17 protein-coding genes are annotated in these 19,693 nt (G+C 64.4%); 12 read left to right on the top strand and 5 right to left on the bottom strand.

Annotation, left to right across the window (positions count from 1 at the left end; genetic code table 11):
- Positions 1–101 precede the first annotated feature (101 nt).
- Positions 102–494, bottom strand: a complete 393-nt coding sequence (locus IQ24_RS14610) for a carboxymuconolactone decarboxylase family protein (protein WP_145399023.1) — start codon at positions 492–494, stop codon at positions 102–104.
- A gap of 174 nt (positions 495–668) precedes the next feature.
- Here IQ24_RS14610 and IQ24_RS14605 point away from each other — a divergent pair, with 174 nt between their 5' ends.
- From IQ24_RS14605 to IQ24_RS14555, 11 genes are all read left to right on the top strand, one after another.
- A complete protein-coding gene (locus IQ24_RS14605) occupies positions 669–1,643 on the top strand; it encodes a quinone oxidoreductase family protein (protein WP_145399022.1) in 975 nt (324 codons plus the stop codon).
- Positions 1,644–1,853: 210 nt separating this feature from the next.
- Positions 1,854–3,035, top strand: coding sequence for a cystathionine beta-lyase (gene metC / locus IQ24_RS14600; protein ID WP_145399021.1), 1,182 nt, complete (start codon positions 1,854–1,856; stop codon positions 3,033–3,035).
- 82 nt (positions 3,036–3,117) lie between these two features.
- Positions 3,118–4,104, top strand: coding sequence for a TAXI family TRAP transporter solute-binding subunit (locus IQ24_RS14595; protein WP_158637534.1), 987 nt, complete (start codon positions 3,118–3,120; stop codon positions 4,102–4,104).
- Positions 4,105–4,162: 58 nt separating this feature from the next.
- Positions 4,163–6,052, top strand: a complete 1,890-nt coding sequence (locus IQ24_RS14590; protein WP_145399019.1) for a TRAP transporter permease — start codon at positions 4,163–4,165, stop codon at positions 6,050–6,052.
- A gap of 55 nt (positions 6,053–6,107) precedes the next feature.
- Positions 6,108–6,824: an aspartate/glutamate racemase family protein gene (locus tag IQ24_RS14585; protein WP_145399018.1), complete on the top strand. Its 717-nt coding sequence runs from the start codon at positions 6,108–6,110 to the stop codon at positions 6,822–6,824.
- Positions 6,825–6,827: 3 nt separating this feature from the next.
- The gene (locus IQ24_RS14580; protein WP_145399017.1) at positions 6,828–7,931 is read left to right on the top strand and encodes an NAD(P)/FAD-dependent oxidoreductase; all 1,104 of its coding nucleotides are present in this window, start codon (positions 6,828–6,830) and stop codon (positions 7,929–7,931) included.
- The gene (locus IQ24_RS14575; protein WP_242008211.1) at positions 7,915–8,217 is read left to right on the top strand and encodes a (2Fe-2S)-binding protein; all 303 of its coding nucleotides are present in this window, start codon (positions 7,915–7,917) and stop codon (positions 8,215–8,217) included. Before IQ24_RS14580 ends, IQ24_RS14575 begins: the two co-directional genes overlap by 17 nt.
- Positions 8,214–9,590 carry an FAD/NAD(P)-dependent oxidoreductase gene (locus tag IQ24_RS14570; RefSeq protein WP_145399015.1) on the top strand — a complete coding sequence of 459 codons (1,377 nt, stop codon included), beginning with the start codon at positions 8,214–8,216 and terminating at the stop codon, positions 9,588–9,590. Before IQ24_RS14575 ends, IQ24_RS14570 begins: the two co-directional genes overlap by 4 nt.
- A 1-nt stretch (position 9,591) precedes the next feature.
- Positions 9,592–10,299 carry a GntR family transcriptional regulator gene (locus IQ24_RS14565; protein ID WP_158637533.1) on the top strand — a complete coding sequence of 236 codons (708 nt, stop codon included), beginning with the start codon at positions 9,592–9,594 and terminating at the stop codon, positions 10,297–10,299.
- A 10-nt stretch (positions 10,300–10,309) separates the two neighbouring features.
- Positions 10,310–12,664 carry a molybdopterin-dependent oxidoreductase gene (locus IQ24_RS14560; protein WP_145399013.1) on the top strand — a complete coding sequence of 785 codons (2,355 nt, stop codon included), beginning with the start codon at positions 10,310–10,312 and terminating at the stop codon, positions 12,662–12,664.
- The gene (locus IQ24_RS14555) at positions 12,661–13,002 is read left to right on the top strand and encodes a RidA family protein (protein WP_145399012.1); all 342 of its coding nucleotides are present in this window, start codon (positions 12,661–12,663) and stop codon (positions 13,000–13,002) included. Before IQ24_RS14560 ends, IQ24_RS14555 begins: the two co-directional genes overlap by 4 nt.
- A gap of 45 nt (positions 13,003–13,047) precedes the next feature.
- On the opposite strand, the gene IQ24_RS14550 is transcribed toward IQ24_RS14555, so the two are convergent.
- Positions 13,048–13,518: an Lrp/AsnC family transcriptional regulator gene (locus IQ24_RS14550; protein ID WP_422386280.1), complete on the bottom strand. Its 471-nt coding sequence runs from the start codon at positions 13,516–13,518 to the stop codon at positions 13,048–13,050.
- A 176-nt stretch (positions 13,519–13,694) separates the two neighbouring features.
- Between IQ24_RS14550 and IQ24_RS14545 the strand changes: the two genes are divergently transcribed.
- Positions 13,695–16,001: a transketolase-like TK C-terminal-containing protein gene (locus IQ24_RS14545; protein WP_145399132.1), complete on the top strand. Its 2,307-nt coding sequence runs from the start codon at positions 13,695–13,697 to the stop codon at positions 15,999–16,001.
- Positions 16,002–16,043: 42 nt separating this feature from the next.
- Here the strand turns inward: IQ24_RS14545 and IQ24_RS14540 are convergent, their stop codons facing one another.
- Genes IQ24_RS14540 through IQ24_RS14530 form a run of 3 tightly spaced genes read right to left on the bottom strand, consistent with a single transcriptional unit; the run spans position 16,044 to position 19,585 of the window.
- A complete protein-coding gene (locus IQ24_RS14540) occupies positions 16,044–17,057 on the bottom strand; it encodes an ABC transporter permease (protein WP_242008210.1) in 1,014 nt (337 codons plus the stop codon).
- Entirely contained in the window at positions 17,050–18,591 is a 1,542-nt protein-coding gene (locus tag IQ24_RS14535) for a sugar ABC transporter ATP-binding protein (RefSeq protein ID WP_145399010.1), read from the bottom strand. Before IQ24_RS14535 ends, IQ24_RS14540 begins: the two co-directional genes overlap by 8 nt.
- Positions 18,592–18,643: 52 nt before the next feature.
- Complete coding sequence (locus IQ24_RS14530) at positions 18,644–19,585, bottom strand: sugar ABC transporter substrate-binding protein (protein ID WP_145399009.1); 942 nt, start codon at positions 19,583–19,585, stop codon at positions 18,644–18,646.
- Positions 19,586–19,693 lie beyond the last annotated feature (108 nt).

The following is a 19,693-nucleotide window of genomic DNA, read 5'->3' as shown; positions in this document are numbered from 1 at the left end:
TTGGTGTTTTGCCTGCCAATATCGTCAGGCCCGCGTGAGGGAAACCGCTCATTGCAACGGTGGGTCTCTCGGGCGCACCCGAGAAACCGCCCCGCCGATGATCATTCGAATTGCGGGTCGATCGGGACGCGGTAGCCGTTGACGAGGCGGTTGGTCTCATTCGCCATGCCGACGACGCCCATGAGCTCGCCGAACATCTCGGGCGTCATGCCGGCCTTCTGGGCGGCGGCGGTGTGGCTGGCGATGCAATAGCCGCAGTTGTTGGTGACCGAGACCGCGAGATACACCATCTCTTTCACCATCGGGTCCAGCGCGCCGGGGGCCATGACCTCTTTCACGCTTTCCCACGTGCGCTTCAGGCCGCGCGGGTCATTGGCAAGGTGTTTCCAGAAATTGTTGACGTCGGGCAGGCCGCGCGACTGCATGATGTCGTCGAAGACGGCTTTCACCTCGGGCGACGCATCCTTGTATTCGATGGGCTGGGGTTTGCTCATGGAATCCTCCTTCCTGATGTGCGGAACACGCTGGACGATGGCTTCGACAAAGCGCGAGCGTGTCAAGTATACGTTGATATACGGCATTCTATCTGTCAATATGGTATGCAATTCAGGGCCTGCATCGCGGACCATGGTCTGCGTGCCTCTGATTCACCTCAAGGAGAAAGCACCGTGACCCACAGCATCGTTCAGCAGAAAAGCGGCGGACCCGAGGTTCTTGAATGGACCGAGGTCCAGATCCCCGCGCCGGGACCGGGTGAGGTGAGCGTGCGCCATACCGTCGTGGGCGTGAACTTCATCGACATCTATGTGCGCGAGGGGGCCTATCCGATGATGACCCTGCCCGGCACGCCGGGGATGGAGGCTGCGGGTGTGGTCGAGGCCGTGGGCGAGGGCGTCACCGACCTGACGGTCGGTCAGCGCGTGGCCTATGTGATGACCGCGCCGGGGGCCTATTCCGAGCTGCGCAATGTTCCCGCCGAACGCATGGTGCCGCTGCCCGACGACATCTCGGATCGCGATGCGGCTGCGCTGATGCTGAAGGGCATGACGGCCGAGCGTCTGCTGCACAAGACCGCGCCCGTTCATGCCGGAGAGACGGTGCTGATCCATGCCGCTGCGGGCGGGGTTGGTCAGCTGATGACCGCCTGGGCCAAGGCCATCGGCTGCACGGTGATCGCGACCGTGGGCTCGCCCGCAAAGGCCGAGATCGCGCGCGGGGCAGGGGCCGATCATATCATCGACAGCGGCAGCGAGGATATCGCCGCCCGCGTAATGGAGATCACTGGCGGCAAGGGTGCGGACAAGATCTTCGACGGGGTCGGCAAAGACACCTTTGATGTCTCGCTGGCGGCGATTGCCCGATTCGGACATCTGGTCAGCTTCGGCAACGCCTCGGGCGCGGTGCCGCCGGTGAACATCGCGGTGCTTGCGCCGAAATGCATCGCGCTGTCGCGTCCACAGGTCTTCCCCTATATCGCCGAGCGCGCCGATCTGCTGGCCGCGGCCGGAAACCTGTTCGATGCCATGCGCAAGGGCATCATCCGCGCCGAGATCAGCCACACCTATCCACTGGCCGAGGCCTCCCGCGCCCATGCCGATCTGGCGGCGCGTCGCACCACGGGGCAGATCGTCCTGCTGGTCTGAGACAAGGCAGGCGGGTCCGCTCGCCCGCAATTCAACCTCTTGGCGTTGCGGAGAAAATCCTCTCTGCAGCGCCAACTTCGAACTGAAAAATCTGCCGGAACGCCTGATTTTAGCACAGACCATTTTCTTTCTTCGTGACGCAAAAATAAAGATTGCATGCCATTTTTATGTATAGCATGCTGAATTTATCAGCGACCGGAAGGATGCCACATGGCCGGGAAACTCGGGAAATCGACGGAAACAATGCTGGTGCAAGCGGGCCGGGGCCAATGCCCGAACGGGACGGTCAACCAGCCGCTGCAACGCGCCTCGACCATTCTTTTCGATAAGGTCTCGGACCTCGATCAGGCCAAGAAAAGCCGCTTCGACACGGGGACGGTGTTCTATGGCCGCTTCGGCACGCCCGATGTCTTTGCCTTCGAACAGGCGATGTCCGAGTTTGAAGGCGGGGCAGCGACGCTGGCAGTCCCCTCGGGGCTGGCCGCCTGCGTGCTGCCGCTGATCACCTTTCTGAAGCCCGGCGATCATGTGCTGGTCGTCGATACGGTCTATGAGCCCGCCCGGACCAGTCTGGATGCCTTCATTTCGCGCAATGGCGTCGAGGTCGAATATTACGATCCGCGCGCCGATATTGCCCCGCTGATCCGCGACAATACGAAGCTGATCTATCTGGAAAGCCCGGGCTCGCTGACCTTCGAGCTGCAGGATATTCCAGCGATCACCGCAGCCGCGCGGGCGCGGGGTGTGCTGACCATGTGCGACAACACCTGGGCCACCGCGCTTTTCTGCAAGCCGCTGGAGCTGGGCGTCGATATCGTCGTGCAGGCAGCGACCAAATATATCGTTGGCCATTCCGATGCCATGCTGGGACTGGTCACCGTCGCCGACAGCGCGCTGCACCGTCCGCTGCGCGAGGCGGCGAACTGGGTCGGTTATCATGCCGCACCGGACAACGTCTATCTGGCCGCGCGGGGCTTACGCACGCTGTCGGCGCGGCTGACCCAGCACCAGAACTCGGCACTGGCGCTGGCCAAATGGCTGGAGCAGCAGCCGGGCGTCGCCAAAGTCCTGCATCCCGGCCTGCCGTCCCATCCTGATCACGCGATCTGGAAGCGCGATTTTCAGGGTGCGTCGGGCCTGTTTTCAGTGCTGCTGGATGCGACAGATCGCGACACCGCCATTCGCTTTGCGGAAAGCCTCTCGATGTTCGGGATGGGCTTTTCATGGGGCGGATATGAAAGCCTCGTCCTGCTGGGCGATCCCGCACATGCCCGCACCGCAACCCGGTGGGATGAGCCGCGCCAGCTGGTGCGGCTGCATATCGGGCTGGAGAATGTAGACGACCTGAAAGACGACCTCGCGGCGGCTCTGGCCGCCAGCGTCCAGAAATGACGTCACGAGTACCGCGATTGAAATAAACAAAATCAAGATGATGGCTCTCCTGAAGGACAGCCAAACAGGAAAGGTGACCCTGATGACGACACTCTCACGCACGCTGCGCGCGGCGGCCCTTGGACTTGGCATCCTGACGGGCGCAGGCGTCAGCGCACAGGCGCAGACCAACCTTGAATGGGCCTCGGGCTCGGCTGGCGGAAGCTGGTTCACCATCGTGACGGGCCTCGCCAATATCGTCATGGAAAAGAACCCCGACATCTCGATCCGCGTGGTGCCGGGCGGCGGGCGCGACAACCCGACGATGATCGATGGCGGCATCAGCCAGATGGGCATGGGCATCGATTTCCTTGCCGCCGCCGCCGACAAGGGCACCGAGCCCTACAGCAAGGTGCATGAGGGCCTGACCTCGATGGGGGGCACCTGGGCGCCCGCCGAATTCCACGTCATCGTCGATGGTTCGGAAACCCGCAGCCTTGGCGAAATTCTGGCCGATCCGTCGATCAGGATCGGCACCTCGCCCAAAGCCACCTCGGAAGAGCTGACGCTTCAGCGCACGCTGGCTTTCTATCAGAATGACGCGGCCAAGGTCTCGGCCGGTGGCGGCAAGGTCATCAACGGCAGCTATTCGCAGCTGATCTCGGCCTTCGATGACAACCAGATCAACGTGATCTTCGGTGCGGGTTCGGTCCCGACCGGCATCGCGCTGGAGATCGAGAACGGTCGTCGTCCCGCCAAGCTGATCGCCATGGACGCCCCGCTGATGGAGTATCTGACCCAGACCTATGGCTATGGTCAGGGCGTGATCCCGGCCGGAAGCTATGAGCGGCTGGGCAATGAGGCCGACATCCCGGTCACCACGATGGAGGCGCTGATCCTTGTCTCCAGCAAGGTCGACGAAGATGTCGTCTATCGCATGACCAAGACGCTGATCGAGAACCGCAGCCGATTCACCAATATCTACAAGGTGCTGGGCAAATACGATCCGGCCATCGCCTGGCAGAACCAGCCGGTGCCGCTGCATCCGGGTGCCGAGAAGGCCTACAAAGAACTCGGCTTCATGAAGTGACCCATCCCGAAGGCGCGGCCTTGCCCGCGCCTTCGCCCATGATGAGGGAGGATAAGGCATGCGGACGATCAGCGGCCCTGTAAAATATGGAATCTCGGCATGGCTTGCAGCCATGGCCATGCTGCACTTCTACTTTACCATCGGTGGCTATCCCGAGCCGCTGAAACTGGCCAGCCTGCACCTGATGCTGGCCGTTCCCCCGATCTTCCTGCTGTATCCGGCGGGCAAGGGCTCGCCCGAGGATCGGCCCAGCATTCTGGACTGGTGCCTTGCGGTTCTGGCCTTCCTGCCCAGCCTCTACATCTATCTGAACACCGACCGGGTCTATGACCACAGCCCCTATATCGACCCGCTGACCACGACCGAGGTCGTGCTGGGCACTCTCATGGTCCTGCTGGTCCTTGAGGCGGTGCGGCGGTCGCTTTCGGTGGTGCTGTCGCTGCTGGTCAGTCTTGTCATCCTTTACATGTTCATCTGTGACCTGCTGCCGGGGATCTGGTATTACCGCGATCTGCCCTACACTCAGGTGATCGACATTCTGTACCTGATGAATGGCAGCGGACTTTACGGCACGCTGACCGGGATCTCGGCCACGATCGTCGCCACCTTCCTGATCTTCGGAGCCTTCCTGCAGACCAGCGGCATGGGCAATCTGTTCATGAATCTGGGGACCTTCGTCGCCGGGCGCTACACGGGCGGTCCGGCCAAGGTGGTCGTGGTGGAATCGGGGCTGTTCGGGATGACCAGCGGCTCTTCGGTCGCGAACGTCGTGGTGACGGGTGCGGTGACCATCCCCGAGATGAAGCGCATGGGCTTTTCCCCCGCGATGGCGGGCGGGATCGAGGCTGCAGCCAGCGTCGGCGGCCTGATCATGCCGCCGATCATGGGGGCCGCGGCCTTCGTCATGGCCGAGATGATCTCGGTTCCCTATGTCGATATCGTTGCGGCTGCGGCCATCGGCGCGGCGCTTTACTATCTGGGCGTCTTCTGCTCGGTCCATTTCATGGCCAAGAAGCTGGGCATCAAGGCGCTGCCGAAGGAAGAGATCGCGACCTTCCGCGATGTGCTGAAGGACATCCATTTCGCCATCCCGCTGATCGTCCTGATGGTGCTGATGAGCCAGCGCTACTCGCCCTATTTCTCGGCCTTCTGGGCGACGATTGCGGTCTTCATCTGCTCGTGGCTGCGCAAGCACAGCCGGATGGGATGGCGCAAGGTGCTGGACGCCTTCGTCGATGCGGGCGCGACGATTTGCATCATCGCGGTGGCGGTGGCGGCTGCAGGCATGATCACGGCAGGTCTGACCAATACCGGGCTTCTGCTGGCCTTTACCGGCATCATCAAGCTGCTGGCCGGGAACTCTCTGCTGCTTCTGGTGCTGCTGGTCGCGGTCAGCTGCCTGTTCCTGGGGATGGGTGTGCCGACGACGCCTGCCTATATCATCACGGCGGCCATCGGCGCCCCGCTGATTGCCGAACATGGCGGCGCCTCGCTGATCGCGATCCACCTCTTCGTGCTTTACTTCGCGGTCATGGCGGATGCGACGCCCCCGGTTGCTGCGGCCTCATACGCGGCGGCGGCCATCGCCAAGGCCAATCCGCTGGCGACCGGAGCCTGGGCGTTCCGCATGGCGGCGGGCGGTTTCATCACCGGTATCGCCTTCATCTATGAGCCGGCCCTGACGCTGGACGGCACGCTTTACGAGATCATCACCGCGACCATGGCGGTATCGGCGGGGATCATCCTGATCTCGATGGCCTATGTCGGCTACAGTTCGCGACCCCTGCCGATGTGGCTGCGGGTGCCGTTGTTCGCCATCGGTGTCGCCTGCGCTCTTTGGCATACGACACCTGAAATTCTGCGCGGGATTGTGGGCTATTCGATCTTCATCGCGCTTCTGCTGCTGCCCATGCCGGGCACCAAGGAAACGCGCCCTGCCATCAACTGAACCAAAGGCGGCGCGCCAGCGCCGCCTCGCTGCGATCTCGTGAAAGGAAATCACAATGCAATCACGGAAAAAGACCTATTACGGCGTGTCGCTTGGCATCCTGATGGTGAACAGCACGTTCCAGCGCTATATCGGCGATATCGGCAATGCGATGACCTGGGATTTCCCGGTCCAGTATAAGATCGTCCATGACGCCGTGCCCTCGCGCATGACCGATCTGCACAACGCAAGCCTGCTTGAGCCCTTCAAGCGCGCCGCGGATGAGCTGATCGCGGCGGGTGTCGACGGCATCACCACCACCTGCGGCTTCCTGTCGATCTATCAGCGCGAGCTTGCGGATCACTGCTCGGTCCCCGTTGCGACCTCAAGCCTGTTGCAGGTGCCGATGGTCGAGCGGGTGCTGCCCACCGGCAAGCGCGTGGGTATCATGACCTATAACGGCGACGTGCTGAACGGACCTTATCTGGACGCGGTGGGCATTGCGCAGGACACGCCAGTCGCGGGCATCCCGCAGGATTCGAACTTTGTGCGTTGGATCAAGGAAGGCGATACCTCGGTCACCTATGAGACCCTGAAATCCGAGGTGGTGGCGACCGCCCGCGCCTTTGTCGAACGTCACCCCGACATCGGGGCCATCGTTCTGGAATGCACGAATCTTGCGCCGTTCTCCTATTACATCGCCGAGGCGACGGGGCTCGCGGTCTATGACACGGTGACCATGGTCAATACTTTCCAGGCCAGTCTGCGCCCGCGCGCCTATCCGATGTTCTGACCCATGACGGCGGCGGATTACATCATCGTGGGTGGGGGCATCGTCGGTGCCTCGATCGCCTATGGCCTTGCCCGGGCGGGCGAAAGCGTCACCCTGTTGGATCAGGGTGATGTGGCGTTCCGTGCGGCGCGGGGCAATCTGGGCAACGTCTGGGTGCAGGGCAAGGGCGTCACGGTTCCCGACTATGCCGACCTGACCCGTCAGGCGGCGCTGGACTGGCCCCAGCTTGCGGCGATGCTTCAGGATGAGACCGGTATCGACCTGCATTTCCGCCGCCCCGGCGCCGCCTTCGTCTGCTTCACCGAGGAAGAGCTTCAGCGTCGCGGCAAGGCGCTGGCCGCCTCGAACGCGGATACCCGCATCAAGAATACCTTCGAGGTGCTGGATCGCGACGCGCTGGCCGAGCGGCTGCCGATGCTCGGGCCGGACGTCGCGGGGGGCACCTTTTCCCCCGATGACGGCGCGGCCAACCCGCTGTTCCTGCTGCGCGCGCTGATCGCGGGCTTCATCGCCCGTGGCGGGCGCTACCTGCCGCGCCATACCGTCACCGACCTTGCCCGCGACGGGCAGGGCTTTGTCGCGCAGACCGGGCAAGGCGCGTTCCGCTGTGGCCGCATCGTGCTGGCAAGCGGCCTTGGCAATGCCGAGCTGGCCCCGAAGCTGGGCTTGTCCGCCCCGGTCCGCCCGGTGCGCGGCCAGATCCTGATTACCGAGAAGCTGCAACCCTTCCTGCCGGTCAATGTCAGCTTCATCCGCCAGACCGTCGAGGGCGGTTGCATCATCGGCGAAAGCTCGGAGGAGGTGGGAACCGATGACGGCACCACCCTGCCGATCCTGCGTGAAACTGCACGGCGTGCGATCACCGTCTTCCCGATGCTGGCGCGCGCCCGCGTGGTCCGCGCATGGGGCGCGCTGCGCATCATGACGCCCACCGGTGTGCCGGTCTATCAAAGCCGCGACGGGGCTTTCGTCGTCTGCGTCCATTCGGGCGTGACCCTTGCGCCCTGGCATGCGATGGGCCTGATCCCGCATCTGGTCGCGGGCCGGTTCGACCCCCAGACCTTCCGTTCCTTCCAGCCCGAGGATGCCGATGTTCCAGCCGCTTGAACCCGGTTCCGGCCCGCGCGTCCGTGTCTTTCTGGACGACACGCCGGTCGATCTGCCCGAAGGGGCCAATCTGGCCGCTGCCCTTCTGACGGCAGGGTTTTCGCCCTTCCGCACCACCCCGGTCAGCGGCGCGCCGCGCCTGCCGTTCTGCATGATGGGCGTCTGTTTCGATTGCCTGATCGAGATCGACGGCATCCCCAATCGCCAAGCCTGCCTTGAGCAGGTCCGGGCAGGCATGCGCCTGCGCCGCCAATCGGGTGCTGCCAATCTGGAGGCCGCTGAATGATCGATCTGGCCATTATCGGGGCAGGGCCCGCCGGACTTGCCGCTGCAATCGAGGCGCGGGCTCTGGGCCTACGCGTCACCCTTTATGACGAGCAGCCGGGGCCGGGCGGGCAGATCTATCGCGACATCACCCGTCCGCGCAGTGATCGCAGCGCCGCCATCCTCGGCCCGGATTATCTTGCGGGCCGTCCTTTGGCGAAGGCGTTTCTGGCCTCGGGCGCGGGCTATCAGCCGCGCGCGACCGTCTGGCGGATCGCCGAGGACGGGCTGTCCTTCACCGCGCCCGAGGGCGGCGGAGATCAGGCCGCCGCGCGGGTGCTGGTCGCGACCGGCGCGATGGAGCGTCCCTTTGCCGTGCCCGGCTGGACCCTGCCGGGCGTGATGACGGCGGGTGCGGCGCAGATCATGCTGAAAACCACCGGTACGGCCGCCGATGGCGCGGTTTTTGTCGGAACGGGGCCGCTTCTCTATCTGGTTGCCTGCCAATATCTTGACGCGGGCATGACCATCGCCGCCATTCTGGACACGACCACGAAAGGCGCGCTGCTGGGCGCGGCCTCTCATCTGCCGGGCGCACTGCGTCGCCCCGGCATGCTGATGAAGGGCCTGCGGATGCTGAGGCGTCTGCGCCGCTCGGGCGTGCCCTTCCACCGGGGCGTGACGGATGTGGCGTTCGAGGGGGATCAGGCGCTCAGCGCCGTGCGCTGGACCTCTGGCGGCACGGCGCATCGGCTGGAGTGCGCGCATGCCTTCCTGCATCACGGCGTGATCCCCAATGCGAATATGACCATGGCCGCCCGCGCCAGCCATCACTGGGACAAGGCGCAGGCCGCATGGGTCGTCGACCGCGACGCCGAGGGACGCAGCAGCCTGCCCTGGCTGTTCGTGGCGGGTGACGGCGGCGGCATCGCTGGGGCTAAGGCCGCCGCACTTTCGGGCCGCATCGCCGCGCGGGCCATTGCGCGCGATCTGGACCGCGGCGCGCCCGACAGCGCCAGGCTGCTGCGGGACTACGCGGCCGAGGTTGCGATCCGGCCCTTCCTTGATCGCCTCTATCGACCGGCCCCGGCATTTCTTGCGCCGCAGGACGACCGTACGGTGATCTGCCGCTGTGAAGAGGTGACGCGCGGCGATCTGGCCCGCGCCATGCAGGAAGGCTGCCCCGGCCCCAATCAGTTCAAGGCCTTCTGCCGCGCCGGAATGGGTCCGTGTCAGGGCCGGATGTGTGGCCCGACGGTCGTCTCGATCATGTCCGAGATTTCGGGCAGAAGCCCCGAGGACATCGGATATTATCGGATCAGGATGCCGGTAAAACCCGTTACACTGGCCGAAGTTGCGGGTCTGCCCACAGAAAGAGTTGATGGAAGGAATTGAAATGTATTCCAATTTTGCTCAAGCTATTTTGGCCGAACCGCCGGGGCAGATCCTTGAAGGCGATGAGCCGCTGCCGGTGCAGATCGCGGGCTATATCCGTCACCAGATCATCCATGACATCCTGAAACCGGGCGAGCCGATCCGCGAGCGGGTGATTGCCGAACAGCTGAATGTCTCGCGCACGCCGATGCGGGATGCGCTGAAGATCCTCTCGGTCGAGCGGCTGGTCGAGCTGATCCCGAACCGTGGCGCGGTGGTTGTGAAAAACAGCATCGACGACATCGCCGACATGCTGACCGTCTATACCGAGCTGGAGGCGATTGGCGGGGTCGCCGCCTGTCGCATGGCCAATGAAAGCGACTTCCTGAATGTCGAGCGTCAGCTGGCCCTGATGGAGGCCGCCAGCGCCGAGGGCGACCGGATCAAGTATTTCCGCGCCAATCAGGCCTTCCACCTGGCCATCATCGCCGCCTCGCGCAACAAGACGCTGATCGAGATTCACGCGAACCTCAGCCTGCGGCTTTATCGCGTGCGCTATCTGGCCATTCTGGAGCAGGAGGTCGGGCAAAGCCGCTCGGCCGAGCATCACGAACTGGTCGACACCCTGCGCGCGCGCGATACGGCGCGGATGGCGGAACTGCAGAAAGCCCATTTCACCGTCGCATGGCGCCTGATCGACGACTGGTCGCGCCTGAAGCGGCAGCCATAAGGCGAAACCGATGCTGCCCAGACCCGAACAGCCGACCGTCGCGACCCATTGGGGCACCTACCACGCCCGCCTGGAAGGGGACCGGATTGCCGAGCTTCGCCCGATCGAGATCGACCCGGACCCCTCGCCGCTGTCCGACGGCATGATCGAGGCGCTGACCGCGCCCGCGCGCATTCTGCGCCCCTCGGTCCGCGCCTCGTTCCTTGCCGCACGCGAGGCGGGGCGGGTCGCGACGGATGGCGCGGGTCGCGGGCATGAGCCCTTCGTCGAGCTGCCCTGGGATGAGGCGCTGGATCTGGCCGCAGCCGAGATCGCGCGCATTCGCAGTGAGCACGGCAATCAGGCGATCTATGGCGGCTCCTACGGTTGGGCCTCGGCCGGGCGGTTCCACCATGCGCAAAGCCAGATCCATCGTTTTCTGAACGCGGCGGGCGGCTATACGCGCTCGGTCCAGAACTACAGTTTCGCGGCGGCCGCGATGATCGTGCCGCATATTCTGGGGGACGACCGGGGGCTGGTCTCAGGCCACAGCACATGGCCGCGCATCGCCGCCCATACCCAGACGCTGCTGATGCTGGGGGGCGTGCCCTGGAAGAACGCGCAGGTCAGTTCCGGCGGCATCGCGCGCCATATCCTGACCGAGAACCTTGCCGCCTTGCGGGCGCGGGGGGCGCGTCTGATCTCGGCCTCACCCATCCGGGACGATGCCGAGGGCGCGGACTGGCTGCCCATCCGGCCCGGCACCGATACGGCCCTGATGCTGGGCATGGCGCATGTGCTGCTGGCCGAAGACCTGGCCGACCGCGATTTTCTGGCGAGCCACACCCATGGGTTCGACCGGCTGGAGGCCTATATCACCGGGGCTGCTGACAGCATCGCGAAGACGCCTGACTGGGCCGCGCCGATCACTGGCGTCCCTGCCGACCGTATCCGCGAACTGGCCCGCCTCCTGGCCGCGACCCGCAGCTTCATCATGGTCGCGTGGTCGCTGCAACGCGCCGATCATGGTGAGCAGCCCTATTGGATGGCGGCGGCGCTGGCCTCGATGCTGGGGCAGATCGGCCTGCCGGGCGGGGGCTTCGGCTATGGCTATGCCTCGGCCAACGGGATCGGCAATCCGACCCCGGACCTGAGCTTTCCTGCCATGCCGCAACTCGTTAATCCGGTGACGGATTACATCCCGGTCGCCCGCATCGCGGATGCGCTGCTGCATCCGGGGGAGCCCTATCAGTTCAACGGCATGGACCGGATCTATCCCGATCTGAAGATGATCTATTGGGCGGGCGGCAACCCCTTCCACCATCATCAGGACCTGAACCGCCTGCGCCGCGCATGGCAGCGCCCCGAGGCGGTGATCGTCCATGAAAGCTGGTGGAACCCGCTGGCCCGGCACGCCGATATCGTCTTTCCGGTGACGACGGTGCTGGAACGTGACGACATCGCCTTTTCCTCGCGTGACCGTTTCGTCACGGCGTCCCATCGCGTGGCCGATCCGGCGGGCGAGGCGCGGGACGATTACGCCGTCTTCTCGGGGCTGGCGCAGCGACTGGGCGTCGAGGATGAGTTCACCCGTTCGCGCAGCACCGAGGATTGGCTGCGCCATCTTTATGGCAGAGGTCGGCAGCGCGCAGCGGCGAACGGGCTGGACCTGCCCGATTTCGACAGTTTCTGGCGCGGCGGGCCAGTGGTTCTGGACGCGCCAGCGCTGGAGGATCAGATCGACCTTTTGGCCGATTTCCGCGCCGATCCGCAGGCCCATGCGCTGTCGACACCCTCGGGCCGGATCGAGCTTTATTCCGAAACCGTCGCAGGCTTCGGCTATGACGACTGCCCCGGCCATCCGGTATGGATCGCGCCCCGCGAATGGCTGGGGGCAGCGGGGAAGTATCCGCTGCACCTGATGTCGAACCAGCCCGCGACGCGGCTGCACAGCCAATATGATCTGGTGGGCCAGTCGCGGGCGGCGAAACTGCACGGGCGCGAGGTGCTGCGCATGCATCCAAGCGACGCCGAGGCGCGGGGCATCGCGGACGCTACGGTGGTGCGGGTCTTCAATGATCGCGGGGCCTGCCTTGCCGCCGTGCGCCTGTCCTCGGACCTGCTGCCGGGTGTGGTGCAGCTTCCGACCGGCGCATGGTTCGACCCGGAAGAGGGGGACGCGCCCCAACCGCTGGAGCGTCACGGCAACCCCAATGTGCTGACGGCGGATCGCGGCACCTCGAAACTGGGGCAGGGGCCGTCCGCGCACTCGTGCCTCGTCGAGGTCGCGCCTTATACCCAGCCGCTGCCGCCTGTGCGCGCCTTCGAACCGCCGGAATTCATTTCACGACCGATGCTTATGCCAATGAAGGAACCCAGAAAATGAAGCATATCGACAACAATGGCCGCCGCTCGCGCGCGATCATCGCCAATGGCACCATTTTCATGGGCGGTCAGGTCGCGGATGATTTGTCCGCCGATATCACCGAACAGACCCGGCAGACGCTGGCGCGGATCGAGACGCTTCTGACCGAAAATGGCAGCGACAAGACCAAGATGGTCTCGGCCCAGATCTGGCTGAAGTCGATGGATGATTACGCTGCGATGAATGCCGTCTGGGATCAATGGATCAATGCCGATGGCGCGCCGACCCGCGCCTGTGGCGTCGTGGAAATGGCAGATCCGCGCATTCTGGTCGAGATCATCCCGACCGCCATTCTGTAACATCGAAGGCGCGCCCGCCCGTTCGGGGTGCGGGCGCGCAGCCTCTCAGGGCTGCCGGCTGATCCCGGCCTTGACGCGCCGGAGCGGGATCGAGCTTTCGATGCTGGAAACGGCGGGCAGGCGGGTCAGGCGCCCGGTCAGAAACTCTTCGAACCCGGCCAGCCCATCGGTGACCACGCGCAGCAGATAGTCGCGGTTGCCGGTCATCAGCCAGCAATCGACCACCTCGGGGCAATCGCGGATCGCATTCTCGAAATCGGCCAGCGCCTGATCGACCTGCCGGTCAAGCTTCACCGAAACGAAGACCGTCACCGAATAGCCAAGCGCCGCCTCGTCGATCATCGCGGCATAGCCGGTGATGATGCCTGAGGCTTCCAGATTGCGGATGCGGCGCGCCACTGGCGTCGGCGAAAGGCCGATCCGCTCGCTGAGGTCCTGCACGGCGATGCGGGCCTCATCGCGCAGAATTCTGAGGATGCGGATATCGAACTCATCCAGCGTGACGGTTTCCGGCAAGGATTTTTTCATTGGCAGGGGATTTCGCTAAATCTGATCATGGTTGGCACCGAAATAGCACGGAAATCGCGCGAAGCTTGTCATATTCTGGTCATGCCCAGAATCGGAGGACGCGCACTGTGACAAAATCTCATCTCAAGACCATCGAAAGCCGGTTGCTGTGGCTGTCACATTGGATGATCCACAACGCCAACCATCTGCGTGACAAAAGCGATGGCATCAAGATCGGCGGGCATCAGGCGTCCTCGGCCTCGATGGTGTCGATCATGACCGCGCTTTATTTCTCGGAATTGCGCCCCGAGGATCGGGTGGCGGTGAAGCCGCATGCCGGGCCGATTTTCCATGCGATGCAATATCTGATGGGCAATCTGGATCTGGAGCGGATGAAGAATTTCCGCGGCTATGGCGGGGTGCAAAGCTATCCCAGCCGGACCAAGGATGTGGATGACGTCGACTTCTCGACCGGCTCGGTGGGGCTGGGGGTGGCGGTGACCTCGTTCGCCTCGATCGTGCAGGATTACATCAGCGATAAAAGCTGGGGCTCGGACCTGAAGCAGGGGCGCATGATCGCGCTGATGGGCGATGCCGAGGTCGATGAGGGCAACGTCCATGAATGCCTGCAGGAAGGCTGGAAGCACGATCTGCGCAATGTCTGGTGGGTGATCGACTATAACCGTCAGTCGCTGGACGGCGTGGTGCGCGAGGGCCTGTGGTCGCGGATCGAGCGCCTGTTCGACGCCTTCGGCTGGGATGTCGTGCGGGTGAAATACGGCGTCCTGCAGCGGGCGGCCTTCGCCGAGCCGGGCGGAGAGCGGCTGCGCCAATGGATCGACGATTGCCCGAACCAGCTTTATTCCGCGCTGACCTTCTCGGGCGGGGCGGTCTGGCGCAAGCGCCTGATGGATGATCTGGGCGATCAGGGCGAGGTCACCGCGCTGATCGAGCGGCGCAGCGATGCCGAATTGGCCGAGCTGATGGAAAATCTGGGCGGCAACTGTGTCGAGACCATGGCGCAGACCTTCGCCGCCGTCGACCATGACCGTCCCGTCTGCTTCCTGGCTTATACGGTCAAGGGCTGGGGCACGCCGATTGCGGGCCATAAGGACAACCACGGCGGGCTGATGACCAAGGCGCAGATGGCCGGTTGGCAGCAGCATATGGGCGTGCCCGAGGGGCAGGAGTGGGAGCCGCTGGCCGGGGTCGCCGATCCCGCCGATCTGCGCACCTTCCTGCGGCAGGTGCCCTTCTTCACCAGCGGCCCGCGTCGCTTCGTCGACGACCGCCTTGACGTTCCGGCCATCGCGGCGGCGCAGGATCGCGCGACCTCGACGCAGGCCACCTTCGGGCGCATCCTTGACGATCTGTCGCGCTTGCAGACCCCGCTGGCCGAGCGGATCGTGACCATGTCCCCCGATGTGACCGGCACGACCGGGCTGGGGGCCTGGGTCAACCGCCGCAAGCTGTGGGCGCGCGAGGCGCGCAAGGATCTGTTCCGGGCCGAGAACATCCCCTCGACCGCGAAATGGGACTTTGCGCCCGAGGGACAGCATATCGAGCTTGGCATTGCCGAGATGAACCTGTTTCTGCAACTGGCCGCCGCGGGCCTGTCGCATTCGCTGTTCGGCAAGCGCCTGCTGCCCATCGGCACGGTCTATGATCCCTTCGTCTGTCGCGGTCTCGATGCGCTGAACTATGCCTGCTATCAGGATGCGCGCTTCATGATCGTGGGCACGCCCTCGGGGATAACGCTGGCACCGGAGGGGGGCGCGCATCAGTCGATCTCGACCCCGCTGATCGGCATGGCGCAGGACGGGCTGGCGGCCTTCGAGCCCGCCTTCGCCGAGGAACTGGCCATCATCATGGAATGGGCCTTCGACTATATGCAGCGCGATGGCGAGGCCGAGATCGACCCCCGCACCTGGCTGCGAGATGCCAAGGGCGGCTCGGTCTATCTGCGCCTGACCACCCGGCCCATCGAGCAGGCGGCGCTGCCGAAGGACAGGCTGGCGCAGGGCGTCATCGACGGCGGCTACTGGCTGCGCGAACCCGGCCCGAACTGCGATGTGGTGATCGCCTATCAGGGCGCGGTTGCGCCCGAGGCAATCGCGGCGGCGGGCCTGATCGCCCAGGGTCGGCGCGATGTCGGCGTGCTTGCGGTGACTTCGGCGGACCGGCTGCATGCCGGTTGGTCGGCGGCGCAGCGGGCCAGATGGCACGGGCAGGTGGACGCGAAAAGTCAGGTCGAGCGCCTGCTTGAGTCACTGCCGCGTCATTGCCGGATCGTGACGGTGATCGACGGCTATCCGACGACGCTCTCATGGCTGGGCTCGGTTGCCGGGCATCAGACCATTCCGCTGGGGGTCGAGCATTTCGGCCAGACCGGGACCATCGACGACCTCTACCGCCATTTCGGCATCGACACGGCCTCGATCGTGCGGGCGGTGTCGGGTCTGACGGCGGGAAAGCCGCTGGTCCTGTCCTGAGGGGAACGCAGTCAGCGGGCGGTGATCACCGCCCGCTGACCCTCACGCGCCTTTGCGCTTGGCCGCCAGCCGCCCCTGCACGGCATCAAGGATGACCGCCAGAATGATGACCGCGCCGGTGATGATCTGGCGGACGAAATCGCTGGCGCCGATCAGGATGAGCCCGTTGCCCAAGACCCCGATCACCGCCGCGCCCAGCAGCGTCCCGATCATCGAGCCGCGCCCGCCTGCAAGGCTGGTGCCCCCGATGATGACGGCGGCGATGGCGTTCAGCTCATACCCGTTGCCCATGATCGGGCTCGCGCTGGTCAGGCGGGCCATATACATGATCGCGGCGATGCCCGCGCCAAGTCCGCAGATCGCGAAGGCGGCGGTCTTGTAGAACAGCGTGTTGTGACCGGCCAGACGCACGGCCTCTTCATTGTTGCCGATGGCATAGAGCATCCGCCCGAACACGGTCTTGTTCAGAACGAACCAGCCCAGAATGATGATCGCGACGGCGACAAGGAACAGGACCGGGATGCCCGCGACGGTCGCCGTGCCGAATTTGGTGATGGCGGGGTTGGCGATATAAACGGTGTTCGCTTGCGTGAATTGCAGCGCGCCGCCTCGGGCCATGTTCAGCATGCCCAAGGTCACGATGAAGGACGGGATCGCCCACCAGGCCGAGATGAGCCCGTTGATCGTCCCCGCAATCGCGCCGACCCCGCAGGAGGCGACGATCATCCCAAGGATCGCGAGCCATGTCGGAAGCTCGGGGTTGCTGACGAAAGTGGCACCCACCACGCCCGCCAGCGCCATGACCGAGCCGACGGACAGGTCGATCCCGCCGATCAGGATGACGAAGGTCATGCCTGCGGCCAGAATGATGTTCAGCGTGATCTGGACCATGATATTGGTCAGGTTCAGCGGCGTCAGGAACGTCGTCGTCGTCAGGCTGAAGACCAATATCAGCAGGACCAGCGCCACGGCGATTCCCGCATTGCGCATCACGCCCGAGATCGCGGCCATGGGTGAGCGTTTCGCGGTCATTTCGGTCATGTCGGTTTTAGCCACGGGTCACCTGTTCTTTCGCATATTCGGCATAGGCCAGTTGCAAGATGGCCTCTTCACTCATGTCTTGATGGGCAAGCTCTCCCGCGATCACGCCGCGCGACATGACCAGCACCCGGTCGGCCAAGCCCAGCAGTTCCGGCACCTCTGACGACACCACCAAGATGCCGACGCCCTGATCGGCCAGCTGCCGCAGCAGCGTATAGATTTCCGCCTTGGCCCCGATGTCGATGCCGCGTGTCGGTTCGTCCAGCATCAGGATTTGCGGGTCGCGCAGCAGCCATTTGCCCAGGACCACCTTCTGCTGGTTGCCGCCCGAGAGGCTGCCCACCGCCTGCTGCAGGCTGGCCATGCGGGTGTCGAGCGAGCGCATCATCTGCCCCGCGATGCCGCGTTCCTTGCCGCGATCCAGCAGCCCGCCCGAGGAGATATTGCGCACCGTCGCAAGCGTCGTATTGACCGCGATGGACATGGGCAGGATCAGCCCTTCCTCCTTGCGGTTCTCGGTGACAAGGCAGATGCCTTGACGCAGTGCGTCGCGCGGGGACTGGATCGCGACCGGCTGGCCATTGCGGCTGATCCGGCCGCGCGCGGGGCGGTCGGCCCCGAAGATCGCGCGCAAAACCTCGCTGCGGCCCGAGCCGACAAGGCCCGCGATGCCAAGGATTTCGCCGGGGTAGAGGTCGAAGGCGATGTCGGGACGGCGGGCGTTGATCGCCGTCTGAAAGCCCGAGACTGACAGGGCAGGGGTGGCAGAGCGATCCACATTGCGGGCAATCGGCGCGTGGATCACCTCGCGCCCGACCATCTGGCGGACAAGCCCGTCAGTATCGATCTCGGCGGTTTTTTGTGTCGCGACCAGTTTGCCGTTGCGAAACACCGTCACGCGGTCGCAATGGGCGAAAATCTCATCCAGATGGTGCGAGATGAACAGGACCGAGGTGCCCTGATCCTTCAGCCGATGGACGATCTCGAACAGGCGGTCGGTTTCGCGCGGGGTCAGGGTCGCGGTCGGTTCATCAAGGATCAGGACGCGGGCGTCATCGGATAGGGCGCGGGCGATCTCGACCAGTTGCTGCTGGGCGATGCCAAGGCTGCTGATCGGCGTCGAAGGATCGAGCTGCGACAGGCCGACGAGGTTCAGAAGGTCGCGCGCGCGTCGCCGCATTTCGGCCTTGTCGACAAGAATGCCCAGCTTGCGGGGCAGGCGCTCGAACAGCAGGTTTTCCGCGACGCTGAGGTGCCGCAGCAGGTTGAATTCCTGATGAACGACGCGGACGCCACGGGCAATCGCGTCATTCGGGCCCGAGGGCGCATAGGGCTGGCCCGCAAGCTCCATCTGGCCCTGATCGGGGGTGATGATGCCGCCCAGAACCTTGATGAAGGTCGATTTCCCGGCCCCGTTTTCCCCTGCCAGCGCGTGGATCTCTCCGGGTCTGAACTCCAGCGAGATGTCGTCCAGCGCCTTCACGCCGGGGAATTGCTTCGAGATATGTCGGACGCTCAGGATCGGAGCGCCGGGGGCCATGTCGGTCATCGTCACCTCGGGGGCGTGGAAGCGGCGGGCCGCGAGGGCCCGCCGTCAGGGTTCATTTGACGTTGTCTTTGGTCACCAGCTCGATCGGGGTCTTGACCCAGCCTTCCAGCGGCTTGCCGTCCTTGAAGGATTTGATGCCAAGGTCGATCGCGTTCGAGGCCAGATCGCGGCCGAACTGGTCGACGGTCGCCAGCACCTTGCCCTCTTTCACCAGCGCGCTGACGGCGGGGATGTTGTCGAAACCCACGACCTGGATCTTGCCGCTCATACCCGCCGCATCGATGGCCTTGACGACGCCAAGCGCCATTGAGTCATTCGCGGCCATCACGCCCTGCAGATCGGGATGCGCGGTCAGCATGGTGGTGAAGACGGTGTTGGCTTCCTCGGTCTCCCAATGGGCGGTGCGGGAATCCAGCAGTTCCAGACCGTTGTCCTTGATCGACTGCTCAAATCCCGCCTTGCGCTGGATGCCGTTGTCGGCGCCCGGATTACCCTCAAGGATCACCACCTTGCCCCCATTGCCAAGGGCCTTGGCCAGCGCATCGCCCGCCTCTTTCGCGCCTGCCGCGTTGTCGGGGCCGACGAAGGCCAGATCCAGCCCGGCGGCTTTCTTGGCTTCCTCATCCAGTGCCACGTCGAAGTTCACGACCGTCACCCCGGCATCGACCGCGCGCTTGACCGGACCGACCATGGCGCGGCTGTCGGCGGGGGCCAGAACGATGATGTCCTTCTTTTCGGCGATGCAGGTGTCGACGGCATTCACTTGCGCGTCGAAATCGGTTTCAGACTGCATGCCGACCATCTTCAGGTCGAAGTCGCCGCGGGATTTCGCGTATTCCTCGGCTCCGATGCTCATGTCCTTGAAGAATTCATTGGCGAGCGATTTCATCACCAGACAGACCTGCGGGCGGGCCTGATCGGCAAGCGAGGGCACCGCCATCAGCGCCGTCGAACACATGGCAGCCGCGATGGCGACCGTCAGCTTGTTATGCATGAATTTTCCTCCTCCGGTTTGATCAGCCTGCCACAGCGCGCGGATGTGGAGCTGATTCCATTGGATGGTATGGCCCCGCGAGATTGCCTGTCTAGGAAGACGTTGCGC

Source organism: Paracoccus sulfuroxidans (assembly GCF_007830335.1).
Taxonomy (GTDB): Bacteria; Pseudomonadota; Alphaproteobacteria; order Rhodobacterales; family Rhodobacteraceae; genus Paracoccus; species Paracoccus sulfuroxidans.
This window is presented reverse-complemented; position numbering and strand designations above follow the sequence as displayed.